Annotated in this window: 22 protein-coding genes; 18 read left to right on the top strand and 4 right to left on the bottom strand. The window is 73.3% G+C overall.

The genetic code is table 11. The features are described from left to right. Positions 1–114: 114 nt before the first annotated feature. On the bottom strand, positions 115–969 hold the full coding sequence (locus J3A75_RS28005) for a trypsin-like serine peptidase (protein WP_076730125.1): 855 nt from the start codon (positions 967–969) through the stop codon (positions 115–117). A gap of 368 nt (positions 970–1,337) precedes the next feature. On the opposite strand from J3A75_RS28005, the gene J3A75_RS28000 reads away from it, so the two are divergent. From J3A75_RS28000 to J3A75_RS27935, 14 genes are all read left to right on the top strand, one after another. Further along, positions 1,338–3,221 (top strand): methanol/ethanol family PQQ-dependent dehydrogenase, encoded by a 1,884-nt coding sequence (locus J3A75_RS28000; RefSeq protein WP_012321131.1) that lies wholly within the window; start codon positions 1,338–1,340, stop codon positions 3,219–3,221. A 159-nt stretch (positions 3,222–3,380) separates the two neighbouring features. Continuing rightward, the gene (moxJ, locus tag J3A75_RS27995; RefSeq protein ID WP_024828912.1) at positions 3,381–4,289 is read left to right on the top strand and encodes a methanol oxidation system protein MoxJ; all 909 of its coding nucleotides are present in this window, start codon (positions 3,381–3,383) and stop codon (positions 4,287–4,289) included. A gap of 133 nt (positions 4,290–4,422) precedes the next feature. Then, on the top strand, positions 4,423–5,010 hold the full coding sequence (gene moxG / locus J3A75_RS27990) for a cytochrome c(L), periplasmic (protein ID WP_071000113.1): 588 nt from the start codon (positions 4,423–4,425) through the stop codon (positions 5,008–5,010). An 86-nt stretch (positions 5,011–5,096) separates the two neighbouring features. Further along, on the top strand, positions 5,097–5,387 hold the full coding sequence (locus J3A75_RS27985) for a methanol dehydrogenase [cytochrome c] subunit (RefSeq protein ID WP_012321128.1): 291 nt from the start codon (positions 5,097–5,099) through the stop codon (positions 5,385–5,387). Positions 5,388–5,534: 147 nt separating this feature from the next. Then, positions 5,535–6,566, top strand: a complete 1,032-nt coding sequence (locus J3A75_RS27980) for an AAA family ATPase (RefSeq protein ID WP_024828913.1) — start codon at positions 5,535–5,537, stop codon at positions 6,564–6,566. Beyond that, positions 6,563–7,417, top strand: a complete 855-nt coding sequence (locus J3A75_RS27975) for a DUF58 domain-containing protein (RefSeq protein WP_071000736.1) — start codon at positions 6,563–6,565, stop codon at positions 7,415–7,417. Before J3A75_RS27980 ends, J3A75_RS27975 begins: the two co-directional genes overlap by 4 nt. Positions 7,418–7,419: 2 nt before the next feature. Beyond that, complete coding sequence (locus J3A75_RS27970) at positions 7,420–8,373, top strand: hypothetical protein (protein WP_012321125.1); 954 nt, start codon at positions 7,420–7,422, stop codon at positions 8,371–8,373. Positions 8,374–8,377: 4 nt separating this feature from the next. Then, positions 8,378–9,457 carry a vWA domain-containing protein gene (locus J3A75_RS27965; RefSeq protein ID WP_071000112.1) on the top strand — a complete coding sequence of 360 codons (1,080 nt, stop codon included), beginning with the start codon at positions 8,378–8,380 and terminating at the stop codon, positions 9,455–9,457. After that, positions 9,454–10,083, top strand: coding sequence for an MxaK protein (locus J3A75_RS27960; protein WP_071000111.1), 630 nt, complete (start codon positions 9,454–9,456; stop codon positions 10,081–10,083). The genes J3A75_RS27965 and J3A75_RS27960 overlap by 4 nt, the downstream gene beginning before the upstream one ends. After that, positions 10,080–11,147 (top strand): vWA domain-containing protein, encoded by a 1,068-nt coding sequence (locus J3A75_RS27955; RefSeq protein ID WP_071000110.1) that lies wholly within the window; start codon positions 10,080–10,082, stop codon positions 11,145–11,147. Before J3A75_RS27960 ends, J3A75_RS27955 begins: the two co-directional genes overlap by 4 nt. A 2-nt stretch (positions 11,148–11,149) precedes the next feature. Then, positions 11,150–11,704, top strand: coding sequence for an SRPBCC family protein (locus J3A75_RS27950; RefSeq protein WP_029359226.1), 555 nt, complete (start codon positions 11,150–11,152; stop codon positions 11,702–11,704). A gap of 8 nt (positions 11,705–11,712) precedes the next feature. Then, positions 11,713–12,666, top strand: coding sequence for a YncE family protein (locus tag J3A75_RS27945; RefSeq protein WP_071000109.1), 954 nt, complete (start codon positions 11,713–11,715; stop codon positions 12,664–12,666). Continuing rightward, entirely contained in the window at positions 12,663–13,202 is a 540-nt protein-coding gene (locus J3A75_RS27940; protein WP_071000108.1) for an MxaH protein, read from the top strand. Before J3A75_RS27945 ends, J3A75_RS27940 begins: the two co-directional genes overlap by 4 nt. After that, positions 13,199–13,891 carry a response regulator transcription factor gene (locus tag J3A75_RS27935; protein ID WP_012321118.1) on the top strand — a complete coding sequence of 231 codons (693 nt, stop codon included), beginning with the start codon at positions 13,199–13,201 and terminating at the stop codon, positions 13,889–13,891. Before J3A75_RS27940 ends, J3A75_RS27935 begins: the two co-directional genes overlap by 4 nt. A gap of 38 nt (positions 13,892–13,929) precedes the next feature. Here the strand turns inward: J3A75_RS27935 and J3A75_RS27930 are convergent, their stop codons facing one another. After that, a complete protein-coding gene (locus J3A75_RS27930; protein ID WP_058607828.1) occupies positions 13,930–14,340 on the bottom strand; it encodes a hypothetical protein in 411 nt (136 codons plus the stop codon). Between the two features lie 95 nt (positions 14,341–14,435). Between J3A75_RS27930 and J3A75_RS27925 the strand changes: the two genes are divergently transcribed. Beyond that, positions 14,436–14,732: a hypothetical protein gene (locus tag J3A75_RS27925; protein ID WP_012321116.1), complete on the top strand. Its 297-nt coding sequence runs from the start codon at positions 14,436–14,438 to the stop codon at positions 14,730–14,732. 15 nt (positions 14,733–14,747) lie between these two features. Here J3A75_RS27925 and J3A75_RS27920 read toward each other — a convergent pair whose 3' ends face one another. Beyond that, on the bottom strand, positions 14,748–15,104 hold the full coding sequence (locus J3A75_RS27920; RefSeq protein ID WP_012321115.1) for a VOC family protein: 357 nt from the start codon (positions 15,102–15,104) through the stop codon (positions 14,748–14,750). 248 nt (positions 15,105–15,352) lie between these two features. On the opposite strand from J3A75_RS27920, the gene J3A75_RS27915 reads away from it, so the two are divergent. Then, positions 15,353–17,464: a putative bifunctional diguanylate cyclase/phosphodiesterase gene (locus J3A75_RS27915; protein WP_012321114.1), complete on the top strand. Its 2,112-nt coding sequence runs from the start codon at positions 15,353–15,355 to the stop codon at positions 17,462–17,464. A 535-nt stretch (positions 17,465–17,999) separates the two neighbouring features. Here J3A75_RS27915 and J3A75_RS27910 read toward each other — a convergent pair. Then, on the bottom strand, positions 18,000–18,833 hold the full coding sequence (locus J3A75_RS27910) for an outer membrane protein (protein ID WP_071000107.1): 834 nt from the start codon (positions 18,831–18,833) through the stop codon (positions 18,000–18,002). A 490-nt stretch (positions 18,834–19,323) separates the two neighbouring features. On the opposite strand from J3A75_RS27910, the gene J3A75_RS27905 reads away from it, so the two are divergent. Together J3A75_RS27905 and J3A75_RS27900 are read left to right on the top strand one after the other, a co-directional pair. Beyond that, positions 19,324–20,844 (top strand): formyl transferase, encoded by a 1,521-nt coding sequence (locus J3A75_RS27905; protein WP_071000106.1) that lies wholly within the window; start codon positions 19,324–19,326, stop codon positions 20,842–20,844. A gap of 84 nt (positions 20,845–20,928) precedes the next feature. After that, positions 20,929–21,090, top strand: a complete 162-nt coding sequence (locus J3A75_RS27900) for a YqaE/Pmp3 family membrane protein (RefSeq protein WP_012321110.1) — start codon at positions 20,929–20,931, stop codon at positions 21,088–21,090. Positions 21,091–21,186 lie beyond the last annotated feature (96 nt).

Genomic DNA, 21,186 nt, shown 5'->3' with positions numbered 1-21,186 from the left:
GTTTTGCCGTGCCGGCGCATCGCCGTCGAGAACTTCGCCCGGGACAGGTCCGGAAATCGCCGCCTTGCTTACCGGGGGCTTACCGGAATTCCCGCGCAAGTCCGGCGGCCCGCGCTAGCGGTCCCGGGTCTCGAGGGCCCGAGCCTTGAGGGCCTCGTGGAGCCGGCCCTCGATCAGCAGCGCCGAGCCGTAGTGGAACTCGATGTCGAAGGCGTGCCGCTGGTTCATCGAGAGCGACGCGCTCTGCATCGCGATGAGACGGCCCTCCGCGTCGAACAGGCCCGAGCCCGATCCGCCGTAGCCGTCGTTGCAATCGTGGCGGGCGCGGCGGATCGCGCCCTCGCTCGGCGGATCGATCCGCCGGACGGCGCAGGATTCCCGGCTGCTCTGGCCCCGGTAGTTCTCGTGCCCGGCCGGTGAGACCATCGTCACCGGGAGCGTCAGGTCGCCGGTCGGAAGGGTGGGCGGGTCCGGGATCGGCTGCGGCCGCGCCTCGGCCGGCTCGGAGAGGCGCAGCAGCGCCCAGTCGTCGGTGATGTGCAGGCGCCGGGCCTCGGGCTCGACGCCGAGTTCCAGGACGTCGGGCACGAAGGCGTAGTTCCGGCCGGCGATCTGAAAGTAGCAATCGGCGACGGTTCGGGTGACCTCCAGTTGTCGATTGCGGAAATTGTGCGCGTTCATCAGCACGAGGGACCGGCTCCCGATCAGCCACGCGGCGGCGGCCTTCTGGGGGATCCCGTCCGGGCGCCGGCACCACAGGACGCCTGCGCCGGGAAAGCGGTCCAGGTCGGCCCCCGTCAGTTCGCGCCGCCCGTCCTGCTGATAGAGCGCCGCGAGACGGCGTTCCCCGCCGGTCCCGGGCGCCGGGGCCGGGGACGCCGGGCGGGCCGCCAGTCCAGCGGCGAGCCCGGCCGCGAGTCCGGCCGCCAGCGCCAGAGAGCGGGCCGCGCAGCCCGTGACACGACCCATGGCGTCCTCCCGGAACGGGTCGGCGGACGGCTCGGGGCCCGCACGCCCGCACATCGCTCCGGCCTGTCTGGGGTGAAGGCCGGCTCGCGGTCAAGGCCCGCGTGATCTTACCAGATCTCCGGTGTTCTGTTGCCGGATCATCCCGAAAAGAAATGTTTCGTTTTGCAAAGACACGCATTACAAGCCGTGCGAATAATCAAGCGGCGCACAACGATAATAAGTCTTTTATAAGCTCAGCGAATACTGGAAACAGCCCGGATATCGCGACGCTAGAGACGGATTTGTCGGTGAAAGTCGTGTCGCCGTCGAATGAACACCACGATGACTGTGAGGCCAAACGGCGTGGCAGTCCGGCGAGGAGACGCAGGATGATCAGGCTCCGGAATTCCGTCTCGGCATTGGCGATCATGGCGCTCGCGCCGGTCGCCATGGCGGGCGTGGCGCAGGCCAACGACAAGCTCATCGAGAAATCGAAGAGCGACGAGAACTGGGTGATGCCCGGTAAGAACTACGACTCGAACAATTACAGCGACCTGACGCAGATCAACAAGAGCAACGTCAAGCAGCTCAAGCCGGCCTGGACGTTCTCCACCGGCCTGCTCAACGGCCACGAGGGCGCGCCGCTCGTCGTCGACGGCGTCATGTACATCCACACCTCGTTCCCCAACAACACCTTCGCCCTCGGCCTCGACGATCCGGGCAAGATCCTCTGGCAGGACAAGCCCAAGCAGAACCCGGCCGCGCGCTCGGTGGCCTGCTGCGACCTCGTCAACCGCGGCCTCGCCTACTGGCCCGGCGACGGCAAGACCCCGGCGCTGATCCTCAAGACCCAGCTCGACGGCAACGTCGCCGCCCTCAACGCCCAGACCGGCGAGACGGTGTGGAAGGTCGAGAACTCCGACATCAAGGTCGGCTCGACCCTCACGATCGCCCCCTACGTGGTGAAGGACAAGGTGATCATCGGCTCCTCGGGCGCCGAGCTCGGCGTGCGCGGCTACCTGACCGCCTACGACGTCAAGACCGGCGCGCAGGTCTGGCGCGCCTACGCGACGGGCCCGGACGAGGACCTGCTGCTCGCCAAGGACTTCAACATCCACAACGCCCATTACGGCCAGAAGGGCCTCGGCACCGCGACCTGGGAGGGCGACGCCTGGAAGATCGGCGGCGGCACCAACTGGGGCTGGTACGCCTACGATCCGGGCACCAACCTGATCTACTTCGGCACCGGCAACCCGGCGCCGTGGAACGAGACCATGCGTCCCGGCGACAACAAGTGGACGATGACGATCTTCGGCCGCGACGCCGACACCGGCGAGGCGAAGTTCGGCTACCAGAAGACCCCGCACGACGAGTGGGACTATGCCGGCGTCAACGTGATGATGCTGTCCGACCAGAAGGACAAGGACGGGAAGATGAGGAAGCTCCTCACCCACCCGGACCGCAACGGCATCGTCTACACCCTCGACCGGACGGACGGCACGCTGGTCTCGGCCAACAAGATCGACGACACCGTCAACGTGTTCAAGTCGGTGGACCTGAAGACGGGCACGCCGGTGCGCGATCCGGAATACGGCACCCGGATGGACCACCTCGCCAAGGACATCTGTCCCTCGGCGATGGGCTACCACAACCAGGGTCACGATTCCTACGATCCGAAGCGGCAAGCCTTCTACATGGGCATCAACCACATCTGCATGGATTGGGAGCCCTTCATGCTGCCCTACCGGGCGGGTCAGTTCTTCGTCGGTGCGACGCTGAACATGTATCCGGGCCCGAAGGGTGACCGGCAGAACTACGAGGGCCTCGGCCAGATCAAGAGCTACAACGCCATCACCGGCAAGTTCAACTGGGAGAAGATGGAGCGCTTCGCGGTCTGGGGCGGCACCACCGCGACCGCCGGCGACCTCGTCCTCTACGGGACGCTGGACGGCTTCATCAAGGCGCGCGACTCCGACAACGGCGACCTCCTCTGGAAGTTCAAGCTGCCGTCGGGCGCCATCGGCTACCCGATCACCTACACCCACAAGGGCACGCAGTACGTCGCCATCTACTACGGCGTCGGCGGCTGGCCGGGCGTGGGCCTGGTGTTCGACCTCGCCGACCCGACCGCCGGCCTCGGCGCGGTGGGCGCCTTCAAGAAGCTCGCCAACTACACCCAGATGGGCGGCGGCGTGATGGTGTTCTCGCTGGACGGCAAGGGCCCGTACGACGACCCGAACGTCGGCGAGTACGCGCAGCACGCCGCCAAGTAACGGCCGCCCGCACCCCGCCCGCATCCCGTCGGCCTCCGGCCGGCGGGGTTTCGGGATCGGATCCCGACGCGCGGGGGGCCCTCCGGCGCCCCGCCCGTCCCCGGACACGCCATCCAGACACGCCATCAAGAAACGCTTCGACAACAGGGATCAACGTCCATGCCGCGCCCGCGCGCCCGCATCCTGGCGGCCCGTCTCGCCGCCGTCCTGACGCTCGCCGCCCTGGCCGCCGGGCCGGTGGCGGCCCAGGAATCCGAGGCCCAGGCCATCCAGTCGGAGCCCGGCAAGGCCCCGCCCGCGCCGCCGGCCGACCCCGCGACCCTGCGGATCTGCGCCTCCGAGAAGCAGCCGCCGCTCTCGATGAAGGACGGCTCGGGGCTCGAGAACCGCGTCGCCGTCGCCGTCGCCGAGGCGATGGGGAAGAAGCCCGTCTTCGTCTGGCTCCCGAAGCCCGCGATCTACCTCGTCCGCGACGGCCTGGAGAAGCGGACCTGCGACGTGGTCGTCGGGCTCGACAGCGACGATCCGCGGGTGCTGACCACCCGGCCGTACTACCGGAGCGGCTACGTCTTCATCACCCGCGCCGACAAGGATCTCGACGTGAAGTCCTGGTCGGACCCGCGGCTCAAGACCCTCGACCACATGGTGGTGCCGTTCGGCTCCCCCGGCGAGGCGATGCTCAAGGATATCGGCCGCTACGAGGAGGACATGGCCTACCTCTACTCGCTGGTGAACTTCCGCTCGCCGCGCAACCAGTACACCCAGATCGACCCGGCCCGCATCGTCAGCGAGGTCGCCACCGACAAGGCCGATGTCGGCGTCGCCTTCGGCCCGGACGTGGCCCGCTACGTCAAGGAGTCCCCGACGCCCCTGCGCATGACGCTGGTCCCGGCCGACACGGTCGGCAGCGACGGCCGCAAGGTCCCGCAGGTCTTCGACCAGTCGATGGGCGTGCGCAAGGACGACGAGGCCCTGCGCAAGGCGCTCGACGCCGGGATCGAGAAGGCTCGGCCGGCGATCGCGGCGATCCTCAAGCAGGACGGGGTGCCGGTCGTCGCCTCGAACTGAGCTGCGCCCGCCCCGCCTCCGCCCGGCCCGGCGCGACCGGGCCGCCGACCGAGACACCGCGCCAGACACCGCCCCAGACATCGACCAGACGTCGCTCGCGACGTCGATCAGGACATCAGGACCCGCTCAACAGATGCTCATCGTACGTTCGGCCCGCGTCGCCCTTCTCACCCTCGCCGCGGCGATGCCCGTCGCGGCCCGCGCGCAGCCCCAGTCCGGCTCGCAGACCGGGATCGTCTTCCGCAACACCATCACCGGCGAGGCGATGGACACGGCCGAGGGCAAGCCGGGCGGGCGGGACACGCAGGCGGTCAAGACCTTCTTCCAGACCGGCAAGAATCTCTACATCGACGACAAGTCCTGCCTGCGCAACGGCGAGAGCCTGTTCCTGACCTCGTGCTCCGGCTGCCACGGCCATCTCGGCGAGGGCAAGGTCGGGCCCGGCCTCAACGACGATTACTGGACCTACCCGGCGAACACGACCGATGTCGGCCTGTTCTCGACCCTCTGGGGCGGCGCCAACGGCATGATGGGCCCGCACAACGAGGATCTCAATCCCGACGAGATGCTGCAGGTCATCGCCTGGATCCGTCATCTCTACACGGGTCCGGTGAAGGATGCCGAGTGGCTCACCGACGAGCAGAAGAAGACTTACAAGCCCTTCAAGGAGGGCGAGACCTTTGCCAAGGACGTGCCCGGCCAGTGCAAGCCGCTGGACTAGCCGCTCTCGGCAAGTCGCGCCCCGCGGGAGACGGGGCGAATTCACGGCCCGACCGGCCGCCCGAGGAAGAGACGGAGGAATCTACGATGCGCACAGTGATCACGGCGGCGATGCTGATCGCGGGGGCGGCCTTCGCGGTGCCGGCGCTGGCCTATGACGGGCAGACCTGCAAGGCGCCCGGCAATTGCTGGCAGCCGAAGCCCGGCTTCCCCGAGAAGGTCGCCGGGACCAAGTACGATCCCAAGCACGACCCGAAGGAGGTCAGCAAGCAGGCCGAATCCATCAAGCAGATGGAGGAGCGCAACAGGAAGCGGATCGAGAACGCCAAGAAGACCGGCAAGTTCGAGTACGACGTCGCCAAGATCTCGTCGAACTGATCGCGGCCGGTCCGACCGGCCCGGGGCCGGCCCGCGCCGCGGCGCCGGCCCGCAGCGACGCTCGGCACCGCGCGCCGCACCGACACGCCGCACCGTTACCCGGCGCCGCCGCTCCGGCGCCCCGCCCGACACCGCAGGCACCGCCTCATGAACACCCTCCGTCCCGGAGACACGATGCTCACCGACTGGCGGGCGGCGGCGGCCCGCTTCGAGGCGGAGGTCGCCAAGGCGGTTGTCGGGCAGGAGCGGGCGATCCGCCTCGCGACGATCGCGATCTTCGCCCGCGGCCACGTGATGCTCGAGGGCGATGTCGGCGTCGGCAAGACCACCCTGCTGCGGGCGGTGGCCCGGGCGCTGGGCGGCGCCTACGAGCGCGTCGAGGGCACGGTCGACATGATGCCGACCGACCTGATCTACCACACCTATCTCGGCCCCGACGGCCGGCCGCGAGTCGATCCCGGCCCGGTCCTGGCCCGGGCCGAGGATCTCTCGGTGTTCTTCTTCAACGAGATCAACCGGGCGCGGCCGCAGGTGCACGCCCTGCTGCTCCGGCTGATGGCCGAGCGCAGCGTCCAGGCCTTCGGCCGCACCTACACGTTCCCGAACCTGCAGGTCTTCGCCGACCGCAACCGCGTCGAGCGCGAGGAGACCTTCGAGCTCCCGGCCGCGGCCCGCGACCGCTTCCTGATGGAGATCGGGCTGGAGGCGCCCCGGGACGCGGCGGTGCGCCGGAGCCTGGTCTTCGACCCGCGCTTCCACGACACCGACGCCCTCGTCGGCGCGGTCGCGGAGGGCGTGCTCGACCACGCCCGGATCGGCGGCATCGCGGCCGCGATCCAGCACGCCGTCCGCGCGGAGCCGTCGATCGAGGCCTACGTGGTGGCCCTCTGGGACGCGCTGGTCCGCCCCGCGGAGGCCGGGATCCGGCTCCCGGGCCTCGACACCGCCACCCTCGTGCAGGGGGGCGCCTCGCCGCGCGGCGTCGCCTTCCTGGTGCGGGCCGCCCGGGTGCGGGCGTGGCTGGAGGGCCGCGACTGGCTGGTGCCGGAGGATGTGCGGGCGGTCTTCACCGAGGTGATGGCCCACCGGGTCTTCCTCGAGCCCGTCCACGAATTGCAGCGCGGCGCGATCGTGCCGGCCCTGTGCCGGGCCGCGTTCGAGACGGTGCCGGCGCCGTGAGCGACCCGCGCACGGCCGACATCGTCTACCTGCCGCGCTGGCGGCCGCGCGGCAGCAGGGCCGGTCTCCACCGGGGGCGCGACGCCGGCGGCGCCGGCCCGTTCCGCGATCAGGTGCCGTTCCTGCAACTGCCGGATGCGCGCCGCATCGACCTGCGCGCGACGCTGCGCGACCCGTTCGAGGGCGTGCATGTCCGCCGCTTCGAGGCGCGGACCGCGGTCGAGACCTGGGTCCTGGTCGATCTCTCGGCCTCGATGGGCTTCCGCGGCACGGCCGACCGGGCGCGCCTCACGGGCGATCTCTGCCGGGCCCTGGCCGTCTCGGCGACCCGGATCAGCGACGCGTTCGGCCTGATCGGCTGCGACGAGACCCTGCGCGACGACCTCACCCTGCCCGCCACCCGCCACCGGGGCGCGGCCGTGGCCGCCGCCGAGCGGGTCGCGGGTGCGGAGCGGGCGGGGCGCGGCTGCGCCGGCATGCTCGAGGCCGCGCGGCGGCTCGCCGGGCGGCCGAAGCTCGTCTTCCTCGCCTCCGACTTCCGCTGGCCGGAGAGCCTGATCGCCCGGGTCTTCGCCGCCCTGGCGCCGCACGACACGGTGCCGATCCTGCTCGCCGACCCCGCCGAGGCGGAGGCGCTGCCGGCCTTCGGCCTCGTCGAACTCGACGATCTCGAGGGCGGCGGCCGCCGCGTGGTCCTGCTGCGCCCGAGCCTGCGCCGGGCCTGGATCGCCCGGGAGCGGGACCGGATCGCCGCCCTGGAGCGCGCCGCCGCGCCCTTCGCGCGCCGGGTCTTCCGGCTCGCCGGGCGCTTCGACGCCCAGGCGCTCACCCGCCACCTGCTGACGACCTGAGCATGGGCGCGCGCGGTCCCGCCCTCCTGCTGGCCGGCCTCCTCGCGGGCGTCCTGGCCGCGCCCCTCGCCCTGACGGCCGGCACGGCCGCCGCGCAGGTGCGCTCCGTCGAGGTGCGCAGCAAGCGGCCCTTCGGGATCTTCCTGGGCGACCTGGTCGAGGCGCAGGTGGAGATCCTGGCCGATCCCGACTTCCGGCTGCAGCGCGCGACGCTGCCCCGGCCTGGTCCGGTGACCTACTGGCTCGACCTGCGCGCCGTGGCGGTCGACGAGGCCCCGGTGGCCGGCGCCCGTCGGGTGCGCCTGCGCCTGACCTACCAGAGCTTCTACGCCGCCCTCGACGCCCGCACCCTGGAGGTGCCGGGCTTTCCCCTGACGCTGGCGAGCGAGGCGGCGACCGGCCTCACCACGGCCGCCGTCCAGGTGCCGGGCTGGAGCCTCGGCGTCTCGCCCCTGCGCGAGGTGCAGCCGCAGCGGCGCGAGGATCCGGCCGAGTACCTGCGCCCGGACGGAAGCGGCGGGCGGATCGATCCGGCACCGGACGTCGCGGCGGCGGCCGGCCTCGGCGCCCTCGCCGGCCTCGCGGCGCTGGCGCTGGCGCACGACCGCGCCTGGGGGCCGTTCCGGCAGCGGCCGGGCCGCCCCTTCGCGGCGGCGCTGCGCGCGCTCCGGCGGCAGGCGGGGGGCGAGCCCGATCAGGCCTACCGGGCGGCGCTGCTGGCCCTGCACCGGGGCCTCGACGAGACCGACGGAAGGCGGGTGCTGGCCGACGATCTCGGCGCCTTCCTGGCGCGGCACGGGGCCTTCCGGGGCCGGGCGGCGGAGCTCGCGCGCTTCTTCGAGGCCTCGCGCCTCGCCTTCTTCGGCGGCCAGCTGCCGGCCGCGCGCGCGGCCTGGCCGCTGTCCGAGGCCGAGGCGCTCCTGGCGCGCCTCGCGGCGGCGGAGCGGAGCGCGTGAGGCCGTGACCGATCTCCTCCCCCGCCTCGGCGCGACCGATCCCTGGGTCCTGTGGCTGCTGCCGCTGGCGCTGCTGCCGCTGGCCCGCTCGGCCCTGCGCCGGACGTCCGTGCCGGCGGTCGCCGCCGCGCCGGCAGACCCCCTCTCGGCTTGGCTCGGCCGCACGCTGACGCTCGCCGGCATCCTGGCCGTCGCCGGCCTCATCGCGGCCCTGGCGGGCCCCTACCGGACGGGCGCGCGGATCGAGCGCCTCGGCATCGGCGCGCAGGTCTCGCTGCTGATCGACCGCTCGGGGAGCATGAACGAGACCTTCGCGGGCCGGCAGCCCTCCGGCGCCGAGGAGTCGAAGGCCGCGGCCTCCCGGCGCCTCCTCGCCGATTTCGTCGGCGCGCGGGCGCACGACCTGTTCGCCGTGACGGCCTTCTCCACCGCGCCGATGCTGGTCATGCCGATGACCGACCGCCACGACGCCGTGCGGGCGGCGATCGCCGCCATCGACCGGCCCGGCCTCGACTACACCAATATCGGCCGGGGCCTCGGCATGGCCCTGTCGCAGTTCGGAATCGATGTCGGCGCCTCGCGGGTGCTCCTGCTGGTCTCCGACGGCGCCGCGGTGATCGACCCGCGCGTCCAGGACCAGCTGCGCGCCGCCGTCGCGCGGATCCGGCCGAACCTGTACTGGCTGTTCCTGCGCACCAAGGGCTCGCCCGGCATCGCCGACCGGCCGGCCGGCGAGGACACGCCCCAGGCCGCGCCGGAGCGCCATCTCGACCTGTTCTTCAAGAGCCTCGGCGTGCCCTACCGCGCCTTCGAGGCCGAGGGCGCCGAGGCGGTGGCCGCCGCCATCCGGCAGATCGAGGCCCTGGAGCGGGACCCGATTCCCTACGTCGAGGAGCGCCCGCGCCGGGACCTGACCGGGCTCGCCGCCGCGCTCGCCGCGCTCGGCCTCGCCGGGCTCGTCCTCGCCAAGCTCGCGGAGGCGGACCTCGCGGAGGCGGACCCCGCGGGGGCGCCGGCGGATGCGGAGACCGCGGCGGAGACCCCGACGGAGGCCGCGGGCGCGGCGGCGCGGAGGGCGGCATGAGCGCCGGCGCCCTCCTCGACGGCCCGGCCCCGCGCCGCGCCGCCCGCGCCCGCCACGGCGCCGCCGCGGCGTGGCGCCGGGTCCGGCCGGCCCTGCTGGTCGCCCTGCCGCTGGTCCTCGCGGTCGCCGCCCTGTGGTTCGCCGTCGCGGGCTGGAGCGCCGCGCGCGACGACGACCGGATCGCCGCCCTGGAGGCGGGCCGCGACCGGCCGGTCGACCCGGACGCGCGGCCGGCCCTGCTGACGGCGCGGATCGGCTTCCTCGCCGCCCGGGACCGTCTCGGCGAGACCGAGCCCCTCCTCGACGCCCTCGACCGCGCCGGCGCGGTGCGGGAGGCGGCCCGGGCGCGGTACGTCATCGGCAACGCGCGGATGCGGCAGGCCTTCGCGCTGATCGGCCGGGGCGACCTCGACAAGGCCGCGCCCCAGGTGACGCTGGCGCGGCAGGATTACCGCCGCGCCCTCCAGGCCCGGCCGGAGTTCTGGGACGCCAAGTACAACCTCGACGTCGCCTCGCGCCTCGTGCGCGACTACCCGGAATTCGACCGCAAGACCGGGGACGAGCTGCGCGCCGAGCCGAAAGCGATCTGGACCGACATCCCCGGCCAGCCGCGGGGCGGCCCGTGAGCCCGCGGCGCGTCCTTCCCCCCGTCCTGCCCTCAGTCCTGCCCCCTCTCGTCGCCCGCAACCTGCGCGACGGGCGGTTCCGCGCCCTGGCGGCCGCCCTCGCGCTGGCGCTGGCGGCCCTGGTCGCCCCGCCGATCCCGTTCACCCGCACCGGCGTGTCGGTGCTGGCGGTGGTCGACATCACCGGCAGCATGGCGGTGCGCGACTATCCCGCCGCCGCCGGCTCCGTGAGCCGGCTCGAGACCGTCAAGGCGGCGCTGCGGGCGATGCTGCCCGACCTCCCCTGCGGCTCGCGGGTGGCGCTCGGCCTGTTCACCGACCGCAGGCCGTTCCTGCTGTTCACGCCGGTCGAGGTCTGCGCCGACTTCGCGCCGCTGGACGGCGCCATCGCGGCCCTCGACCCGCGCATGGCCTGGGAGGGGGACAGCCGCGTCGCGGCCGGCCTGTTCCGGTCGATCGCCATGGCGGGGGAGATCGACGCCGACCTCCTGTTCGTCACCGACGGCCAGGAGACGCCGCCCCTGCCCGCCTCCGGCGGCCCGACCTTCGACGGCGAGGCCGGCGCGGTGCGCGGGCTGATCGTCGGCGCGGGCGGCTACGGCCTGTCGCCGATCCCGCGCTTCGACGATCGCGGGCGCGAGACCGGCTTCCTCGGCGAGAGCGACGTCCAGCAGGAGAACCGCTCCGGGCCGCCCCCGGCCGACGCGGAATCGCGCGAGGGCTACAACCCGCGCAACGCCCCCTTCGGCGCCCAGGCCGCCCACGGCACCGAGCACCTCTCGTCGGTCCGCGAGCCCTACCTGAGGCGCCTCGCCGCCGAGACCGGCCTCGGCTACGTCCATCTCGACGGCCCCGGCGGCCTCGCCGCCCCTCTGCGCGCCGCGGCGACGCCGCGCCCGCTGCCCGGCCGCCTCGACCCGCGGCCCGCCCTGCTGGCGGCGGCCCTGGGGCTGACGCTCCTGGCCCTCCTGGCGAGCCCCCTCGCCCGTGCCCTTCGCGCGCTCCGCGGGCGCGCGGCCCACCTTGCTCCAACCCCTGCTCCGACCGGAGCGATCAGGACCTGACCATGCGGATGCCCCTCGCCCTCGTCCCGGCCCTCGTCCCGGCCCTCGCCGTCCTCGGCCTCGCCGGCGCGGCGCTGGCCCACGGGCCGACGCCGCAGAAGATCGACCAGTCGATCACCATCCAGGCGCCCCCGGACGCGGTCTGGAAGGTGGTGGGCGATTTCGGCGGTATCGGGCGCTGGCACCCCGACGTGGCCAAGGCCGAGGCCAGCGGCGGCAATGTCGAGGGCACGACCCGCCGGGTGACCCTCAAGGCCGGCGGCACCCTGGTCGAGGGGCTGGACGAGTGGCTGGCCGACGGCCGGACCTACTCGTACCGGATGTCCGACCCGGACCTGAAGGCGCTCCCGGTCTCCTCCTACTCGGCGACGCTCACCGTGACCCCCGACGGGACCGGCTCCAAGGTGTCGTGGATCGGCCGCTTCTACCGGGGCGACACCGGCAACGAGCCGCCGGAGAACCTCAGCGACGAGGCCGGGCGCGCGGCGATGAACCGCTACTTCGCGGACGGTCTCAAGGGCCTGAAGGCGGCCGTCGAGGGCCGGACAACCCATTGAGGCCCCGCATGCGCCACCTCCGGCTGATCGCGACGCTCGCGGTCGCGGCCGCCGCCGGGACCGGCGTTGGGATTGGTGTCGCGTCCGCGGCCGGCGACCCGGTCTGGGTCGTCAGCCAGCAGGGGGCCGAGCTGGCGCGGGTCGAGGCCGGGACCGTGGCCGGGCGGATCCCGCTCGGGCCGGCGCCGGTGGCGGCGGCGGCCGACCGGGCCGGCCGCCTCTACCTGACCCACCCCGACGGGCGCGCCGTCACCGTCGTCGCGCCCGGCGAGCCGCCCCGCCGCCTGCCCGTCCCCGGGCAGGCCTTCGGCCTCGCGGTGAGCCCGGACGGCGCCCGCCTGTACGTCGGCGACTGGTCGGGCGACCGCGTCCTGCGGATCTGCGCGGCGACCGGCGCCGTCGAGGGCGCCGCGGCGGTGGGCCGCGACCCGGCCCACCTCGTCCTCGACCGGCGCGGGCGGCTCTACGTCGCCGATCGCGAGAGCCGTCAGGTCAGCGTGATCGACACCGGGACCATGGCCCGGGTGGCCGTCGTCCCGACCGGCGAGGCGCCCTTCGCCCTGGCGCTCGCTCCGGACGAGGCGAGCCTCTACGTCGCCAACGTGCGCAGCGGCGATCTCACGGTGATCGACACGGCGACGCTGCGGGCCCGCGCCACGGTTCCGGCCGGCCGGATGCCCTACGGCGTCGCGGTCACCGGGGACGGCAGCCGCATCCTGGTCACCAACCAGCACGCCGCCGCCGTGACGGTGATCGACGCGGCCCGGCTCGAGATCGTCGCCACCGTGGCGGTGGGACCCTATCCCGAGGGCATCGCGGTGGCCGGTCCGCGGGCCTACGTGGCGAACTGGTTCTCGGACGATGTCTCGGTGATCAATCTCGCCACGTGGCGCGAGACGGCGCGCATCAAGGTGGCGGAGGGCCCGCGCGCGGTCTTGGCCGTCGGGGAGCCCGCGCGATGAGCCGCGCCGGCCGCATCCGCATCCGCATCGCGTCCTGCCTGGTCCTGCTGGCCCTCGGCGCCTGCGACCGCGGGTCGGACGAGCGCGCGGACGAGCGCGCGGACGAGGCCGGCGCGGTGGTCGCCACCACCGCCGAGGGCACCCTGCCGGCTTGGCTCGCGCCGACCGACGGGACCGACCCGGCCCGCTGGCTCGCGGGACGCGAGGCCGGGAAGGCCCTGCCGGCCGACGATCCCCGCGTGCGCGCCATGGCGACGGCGCTGGCAGGGGCCCGCGACGGCTTCATCGAGGACCCGCGCATGATCGCCAACCGCACCGTCCAGCTCGGCCAGATGCTGGCCGAGGCCGGCACCGGCGAGGGCTACGGCGCGATCCTCGACGGTCTCGGCGGCATCGCGGCGGAACGCGGCCGCCGCAAGAGCCTCTACGGCGAGATGTGCCAGCACTACTACAACGCCCGGATGCAGGGGGCCGACCACGCGGCCGCGCTGGCCCGCCTCGCCGCCCCGCACCCGGCCCGCGAGGGGACGCCGTGAGCGCCGCCCGGGCCTCGGCCGACCGCCCGGCGGGGCGGGACGGTCCGCGCGGTCTCGACGCGGTGCTGATCGTCGACGACCACCCGGTCGTGCGGCGCGGCTTCCGCCACCTCGCGGAGGATGCCGGCGTCCGGGCGGTCCACGAGGCCGCGGACGTGGTGTCCGGCTACCGCACCTTCCACCGCCACCGGCCCGGGCTGGTGGTGACCGACCTCGGCTTCCGCGACCAGGGCCTGTCGGGCCTGTCGCTGATCCGCCGGGTGCGGGCCCTGGAGCCGGCGACGCGGATCCTCGCCTTCAGCATGCACGACGACCCGGTGATCGTCGCCCGCGCCATCGAGGGCGGGGCGCACGGCTTCGTCCTGAAGGACACGGCGGTGACGCGCTTTCACGAGGCGCTGGCGACCGTCTCGGCCGGCCGCAGCTACCTGCCGCACGAGGTCGCGACCAAGATCGCCATGCTGAATGCCGGGCTCCTGGAATCGCCCCTCGCGCGCCTGACCGCGCGGGAGGTTCAGGTCCTGTCGCTGCTGGGGGCGGGCAAGTCCAACGAGGCGATCGCCGACAGCCTGTCGATGAGCCAGCGCAGCGTGTCGGCCGTCGTCTCGGGCATGAAGCAGAAGCTCGGCGCCGGCAGCCTCGCCGACCTCCTGCGTATCGCCCTGTCGCGGGACGGGCGCCCGGTGTGAGGACGGCCGCCGTCAGCGCCGCATACAGCGGGCCGGGGCTACCGCGGCACGACCAGGCCGGGAATGATCGATCCCTGCGGCCCGAACGTCGCCTCGGCCTTCCGGCAATTGGCCGCGACGTCCTTCTGGTAGGCCGCGATGTAGCGGGTCGCGGTCAGGTGCAGGTCGCCGGTCTCCAGGCTCGCGGCATCGACGCCCAGGGCCTCGACGGTCTGCTTGAGGCGCGCGGGATCGCTCCGCAGGCCGGGGCATTCGAGGTTCACGAAGCCGGCGAGCCCCGCGAGCTTCGCCGCCTGATTGCGCCGCGGATCGGCGGCCGCGGGGTCCTGCGCCTGCATCGGGGGCTGTGCCTGGGGCTGAGGCTGCGCCGCGGTCTGCGCCTGAGCGTGTGCCGTCAGAAGACCCAGGAGGCCGGCCGAGACCAGGCCGGAAAGACGGACCGCGCGCATCGCTTCTCCCATCCCGTCGCAAGAGCAGCGCGTCCGTCGACCGTCACCGCTGCGCAGAGTTACGCAGTTCTACGCCGCAGGATCGGAGATTTACAATGCAGACCAAGCTTATAATCGTCTTAGTGGCCCTGGCGTGCGCGATCCTGCCGGCGGACGCCGCCCGCCTGACCGTGGACGACAAGGCCTCGCTGTGGCCGCGGGCGAGCGCGACCGACAAGATCGATTTCTCGACCCGGATGGGCCGGGCCTTCCGCACGCTGTCGCCCAAGCTGGACGCGGCGTACTTCATGCGCTGTCTGGAGGAGACCGCCAATATCGGGGACACCAAGGATTTGCGGCTCGAGGAGATGGTGCGGACCTGCATCTCCCTCGTCCGGGACGAGGCCGAGTGAGCCGCCGGCCCGGCCTCACGCGAGATGGGCGACGATGTTGACCAGCCGGTCGAAGGGGTCGCGGACGTAGAACCGCTCCACGCCCCAGGGCTCCCGGGCCGGGCCGTACAGCACGGGCAGGCCGGCCCGCCTCACGCGGGCGAGGACGTCCGCCAGGTCGTCGACCTCGACCGAGATGTCGGGAACCGGCGTGCCCGAGCCGCCCGCGCTGGCCACGCTGATCTGCGGCGTCGCCGACATCCCGGGGGCCGCGAAGGTCAGGATCCAGCCGTGATCCATGACCACCTCCAGGCCGAGCACGTCCGCGTAGAAGGACCGCGCCGCCTCGACCTGCGTCGCCCGGATGTTGGTGACGATCCGCCTCACGGCCATGGCCCGGTCCCCGCTGCGCGCCGCCCCATCAGAGGGCTCCGCGGGCGGTCCGGCAAGGGCCGGGACGGCGCGCCGGGAGCCCGTGTCCCGACCACGCCGCGGTTCGCCGCCCGGAAATGCACGCAGCGATTGAACACAGGTCCTCCGGAAAGAATCCGGAAAGCTCCCCGATGGTACCGTCCGCGCCGGTGGGAGCTCGCACCGTCCAGCAGAATGTTCGCTCAGGCGGACGATTGGGATCCCCGGGTATGAACAGTGGGACGGTCGCGCTGCGGGAGAAGGCGAAGCTCCTCGACACCGTTCTCGACGCCATGGATCAGGGGCTGATGATGATCGACGCCGACGGCGTCGTTCAAGTCTGTAATGCCCGCGCCCTGGCGCTGCTCGACCTGCCGCTGGCCCTGATGCGGTCCCGCCCGACCTTCGAGGCCGTCCGGCAATACCAGATCGCGCAGGGGGAGTTCGGGAAGGCGAGCGAAGCCCTGCAGCGCTGGGTCGCCGACAGCGGCCTGGAGCGCCGCGCCCACACCTACGAGCGCGAGCGCCCCAACGGGACCGTGCTGGAGATCCGCACCGTGCCGCTGCCCGACGGCGGGGCGGTGCGGACCTTCACGGACATCACCGCGCGCAAGCGGGCCGAGGAGACGCTGCAGGTCAGCGAGACGCGCCTCGCCCTGGCGCAGGACGCGGGCAGCGACGGGCTCTGGGACTGCGATCTCACGACCGGGGAGGCGTGGTCCTCCGACCGCTGGTGGGGGGTTCTGGGCTACGAGCCCGGCGAACTGGCGAGCCACGCGCGGACGTGGCGGGCGCTGCTCCACCCGGAGGATGCGGGCGCGGCCGAGCGGGCCCTGGTCGAGCACCTGAGCGGGCGGGCGCCGACCTACGCGTCCGAGCATCGCATGCGCCGCAAGGACGGCTCCTGGGCCTGGATGATGACGCGCGGCAAGGTGGTGGCGCGCGCCGCCGACGGCCGCGCGCTGCGCTTCATCGGCACCCAGATCGACATCACCGCGCGCAAGGCCGCCGAGGGGCAGGTCGCCCACATGGCGCGCCACGACGGCCTCACCGACCTGCCCAACCGCGCCCTGTTCTACGAGCGGCTGGAGATCCGGCTCGCCGACCTGCACCTGAACGGCGGCGCCTGCGCGGTGCTGTGCCTCGACCTCGACCGCTTCAAGACCGTCAACGACAGCCTCGGCCACGCGGCCGGGGACTTCCTGCTCCGGGCGGTGGCCCATCGGATCCGCGCGGTGCTGCGGGCCGACGACATGGTGGCGCGCCTCGGCGGCGACGAGTTCGCCGTACTGGTGGCCGATGCGGACGACCCCGCCCGCGCGGAGACCTTGGCGGCCCGCCTGATCGCGGCCGTCCAGGCGCCGATCCCCTTCGGCAAGCGGCGGCTGAAGGTGGGCCTGAGCGTCGGCATCGCCCAGGCGCCCAGCCACGGCTTCGACAGCGAGACGCTGTTCCGCCGCGCCGATCTCGCCCTCCACCGGGCGAAGACCGAAGGCCGGAACACCCACCGGGTGTTCGAGCCCGCGATGGACGAGGCCGAGGCGGCCCGGCGCGACCTGGAGCGCGACCTGCGCCAGGCGATCGAGGGCGACGAGCTCATCCTGTATTATCAGCCGCAGGTGAGTACCGGCACCGGCCGGCTGCTCGGGTTCGAGGCGCTCGTGCGCTGGGAGCATCCGACCCGCGGCCTCGTGCCGCCGAATGCCTTCATCCCCCTGGCGGAGGAGAGCGGGCTGATCCTGCCGCTGGGCGAGTGGGTGCTCCGCGCCGCCTGCCGGGAGGCGGCCCGCTGGGCGCACCCGCTGAAGGTCGCGGTGAACCTGTCGCCGCGCCAGTTCCAGCAGGCGGATCTGCCCGAGCGCGTCCTGGCCATCCTGACCGAGACGGGCCTGGCGCCGACGCGGCTCGAACTCGAGATCACCGAGACCCTGATCATCAACGACATGGCGCGGGCGCTCGGCATCCTGCGCCGTCTGAAGGCTTTCGGCGTGTCCATCGCGATGGACGATTTCGGCACCGGCTACTCGTCGCTCGCGACGCTGCAGGCCTTCCCCTTCGACAAGATCAAGATCGACCGGTCCTTCGTGGGCCATGTCGAGGTCAGCCCGCAGGCGGCGGTGATCGTGCGGGCGGTTCTGGGGCTCGGCCGCAGCCTCGGGATGAGCGTCGTGGCGGAGGGCGTCGAGACGGACGCGCAGATGCGCTTCCTGGCCGCGGAAGCGTGCGACGAGGCCCAGGGCTACCTGATCAGCAAGCCGCAGCCGATCGAGCGGTTCGCCGAGCAGATCGACGCGCCCGAGACCTTCGTGCCGCCCGGCCGCCCCGACGCGGCCGTCGCCTGAGGCGCGCCGCGCCGCTCCGGCGGCCGGACGACAGCCCGAACGCCCGGACGATCGTCGCGGTCGCGGCGCGGGCCCCGGCGGCGGCCGTGCCGCCGCCTCTGTGGCACGGCCGCGACACCCGCCGCCGACGGCCTGTGGATGGCGCGCCCTGCCCCCGATCCGTCAAGGTTCGGATGCCAGCGTGACCGCGCACCTCCGATCCGGCTCCCTCAGCTCCGCCATCCCATGTTCGCACAGCCCCACGCCCTCATCCTCCGCCATCGCGAGCGCGCCGCCGTGCTCATCTCCTCCGCGCTGTTCCTGGCGGGCGCCCTGCCGCTCTTCTGGGCGATCGGCTGAGGCCCGAGCGCGGGCCGGCAGGACGTCTGGCGGCCGCGAGCCGTCGACCTTCCGCGTCGCCGCGCTCGCGAGCACCGGCGGCGCCGGGCCGCGATCCGGCCGCCCCGAACGGCGACGGGGCCGCCTCCTCTCGGAAGCGGCCCCGCGCGTGTTCGGTCCGGCGCGACGGTCGCGATGCGACCGTCGCGGTGTGGTCTCAGTACGAGCCGAACTTGTAGTTCAGGCCGGCGCGGACGACGGCGAACTCGTCGGAGCGGCGGCCGATGCCGCTGTAGACGACCGGGAAGTTGTTGGCGGCGTTGATGACGAACGCGCCCTGGTTGCGGGTGTTGCGGTCGAGGTTCACGTACAGGCCTTCGACCTTCAGCGTCACGGCCGAGGAGCGGAAGAAGTTCAGGAACGAGTCGGTGGGCAGGGCGTACTCGATGCCGCCGCCGACGGCCCAGCCGGTGCGGAAGCTGTCGTTGCCGGCGTAGCCGCCGAAGGAGCGGTCGGCGCTGCCCGAGCCGTAGGCGAAGCCGCCGGTGCCGTACACGAGGGTGCGGTCGAAGGCGTAGCCGAGGCGGCCGCGCACGGTGCCGAAGAAGTCGAGGCTGGAGAGGCCGCGCGGGTCGGTGAGGTAGTAGCCGGGGGCGACGGCGCCGGAGACGAAGGCGTTGTTCCGATTGCGGCCGAAGTCGAGGTACTGGGCGTCGGCCTCGACGCCGATCACGACGCCGGAGCCCGGGGTGATCTGCCAGTTGTAGCCGATCTGGCCACCGCCGGAGAAGCCGTCCTGGCTGCGGTTGCGGAAGGAGGCGACGGTGCCGGGGGCGGCGTAGGGGAAGGGCACCGCGAAGGTGTTGCCGGTGTTGCGGTCGCTGGCGTCGAAGGCGTAGCCGGCGTTGATACCGAAGTAGGCGCCGGTCCAGGTGAAGACCGGGACGGGGGTGAACACCGGCGGCGGGGCGGCGCGGCGCGGCAGGTCGGCGGCCGAGGCGGCGGCGGTCAGGGCCGTGAAGGCGGCCAGCGAGGCCAGGAGCTTGGTCATGTCGGTTCCCCGAATGTGTGATCTGGCGGCGTAGCTACCGATCACCGGGGGAAATGGCTGTAGTTTTGAGGTCACACCGCCTGTCGAAGGCCCGAGATGGCGGAGTAAATCGTCCGTCAAGACGCGTTCGAGCGGGGAAATACAGCGCGCTTTACGCGGGCGAGCGCGATAACAACGCGGCGGCCTTTTGGTTGCATCGAGATCTACGGTCGACGCCGGCTGTGACAAGCGTGCCACACCCGGCGCCGGGGGACCGCTGGAGGGTCCACGGCCATCCCGATCGATCCCGCCGCCGATCCGCGCAACCCGGCAAGGTTCCGGCAATCTCCGACCGCCGCGAGAGCGGATCTCGGCGCGCGGAACCGGGCCACGCCTCCGGCTGCCCGCAATCTCCGAGTCCCGATCCGGAGTTATGACTCCTGTTACCACCGGGAAAATAGATGGACTCGACAGTCGTCTTGACCGACCGCGCGAGGGGAACCGGGGCGCCATGCATGTGAGAGTTCGCCTCGACGGCGCGAACCCGCGGCGCTGGCACGTCGCGCTGCTGAACCGGCTCTCCGGCCTGCCCGGTCTCGCGGCCGTGAGCGTCGACGCCGCGCCCGGTCCGGACGGTTGGCCGGCGCAGGCCGACCTGCTGTTCCGGCTGGAGGCGCTGATCTTCCGGCTGGCGCCGAACGGGTCGCGGCCGGTGCCGCCGGCGGATCTCGCGGCCTGGAGCCGGCCCGCGAGCCCGGACCTCGTGCTCGACCTGTGCGGCGACGCGGTCGCGCCCTGCCCGGTCTGGCGCGTGGCCTACGACGGCGGCCTCGGCGAGACCGGCCTGCTCGCCAGCCTGCTCGCGGGCCGCGTCCCGCAGCTCGAGCTCCTCGAAGGCGGCACCGCCGTCGCCGCGGGCCGCCTCGGCTCGGACTACCGGGGTTCCATCGCCCTCTCGTTCGAGGACGCCCTGACGCGCACGGCGACGATCGTCGCCGCCGCGCTGCGGGACCGGTTGGCCGGCCGGCCCGGCGCGGCGACGCCCGCCGCGGCCGCGGCCGTGCCCGTCCGCGCGGTGCGGATCCCGGTGTCCCGTCCGGCGCGGCTCGTCGCCCGGAGCCTCGTCGGCCGCCTGTACAGGCTGTGCTACCACGCCCCGCACTGGCGCACCGGGTGGCGAGCCCTCCGCGGGCCGGACCTCGTCGCGCTGGGCCGCCATCCCGCGGACGGCTGGCAGGTCCTGCCCGACGACGGGCGGCGCTTCTACGCCGACCCGTTCCCCCTGGCCGTCGACGGGACGACCCACGTCTTCGTGGAGGAGTTCCCGCACGCGACCGGCAAGGCGATCATCTCGGCGGTCCGCTTCGGAGCGGACGGGCCAGAGGGGCCGCCCGTCCCGGTTCTGGAGGAGCCGTACCACCTCTCCTACCCGTTCGTGTTCGCGCGCGCGGGCTCCGTCTGGATGGTGCCGGAGAGTTCCGCGGCCGGCACGGTCGACCTCTACCGGGCGACGCGCTATCCGGGCGGCTGGGTGAAGGAGGCGACGCTCCTCTCCGGCGTCGTCGCGAGCGACGCGACGCTCCTCGAGCACGGCGGCCGCTGGTGGATGTTCGCCACCGTTCGGGACGCGCCCGTCGGCGCCCCGCCGGGATCGGGCTGCCACCACGACGCGCTGCATCTCTGGTCGGCGCCCGACTTCCGGGGGCCGTACGCGCCGCATCCGGCCAATCCCGTGCTGGTCGACCCGTCCTTCGCGCGGCCCGCGGGCCGGATCGTCGCGCGCGACGGGGCACTGATCCGGCCGGTCCAGGATTGCGCCCACGGTTACGGCCGCGCCCTGTCGCTGGCGCGCATCGACCGGCTCGATCCGGAGGGGTTCGCCCAGACCATCCTCAACCGGATCGAACCCGGCCCGGCATGGCCCGGCAGCTGTCTCCACACGCTCAACGCCGGCGGCGGGATCGAGTGCATCGACGGTTCCGGCCGGGCCTCGCGTCTCCGGGCGCGTCTGAGCGCGCGGTCCGGCGCCTAGGCCCGGCCGCGGCCGGAGCTCGGCCGTCCGGAACCAGCCGCCGCGATCCGGGTTCGCTCACGAACGCGGAGACCCGTCGCCCCCATGATCATGATCCTCATCTGCTTCCTCGCGCCGTGGCTCGCCATGTTCCTGCGCGGAAAGGTGTTTCAGGGCATCCTCTGCATCATCCTCCACCTGACGATCATCGGATGGATCCCGGCCACGATCTGGGCCCTGGTCGTCACCCGCAGGGAGGCGGCCTGATCGACGTGACCGGGCCGGCTGCGGACCTCGCCGCCGGCGGCGGCCGCCGGCGCGGCGCGGCCGACATGCGCGGCTCCGCGACGCTGTCCGGACCCC

Origin of the sequence: Methylobacterium sp. PvP105 (assembly GCF_017876975.1) — a bacterium.
In the GTDB taxonomy this organism is placed as follows: Bacteria; Pseudomonadota; Alphaproteobacteria; order Rhizobiales; family Beijerinckiaceae; genus Methylobacterium; species Methylobacterium radiotolerans.
Note: the sequence above shows the minus strand (reverse complement) of the source record. Positions and strands in the feature narration are given on the sequence as shown.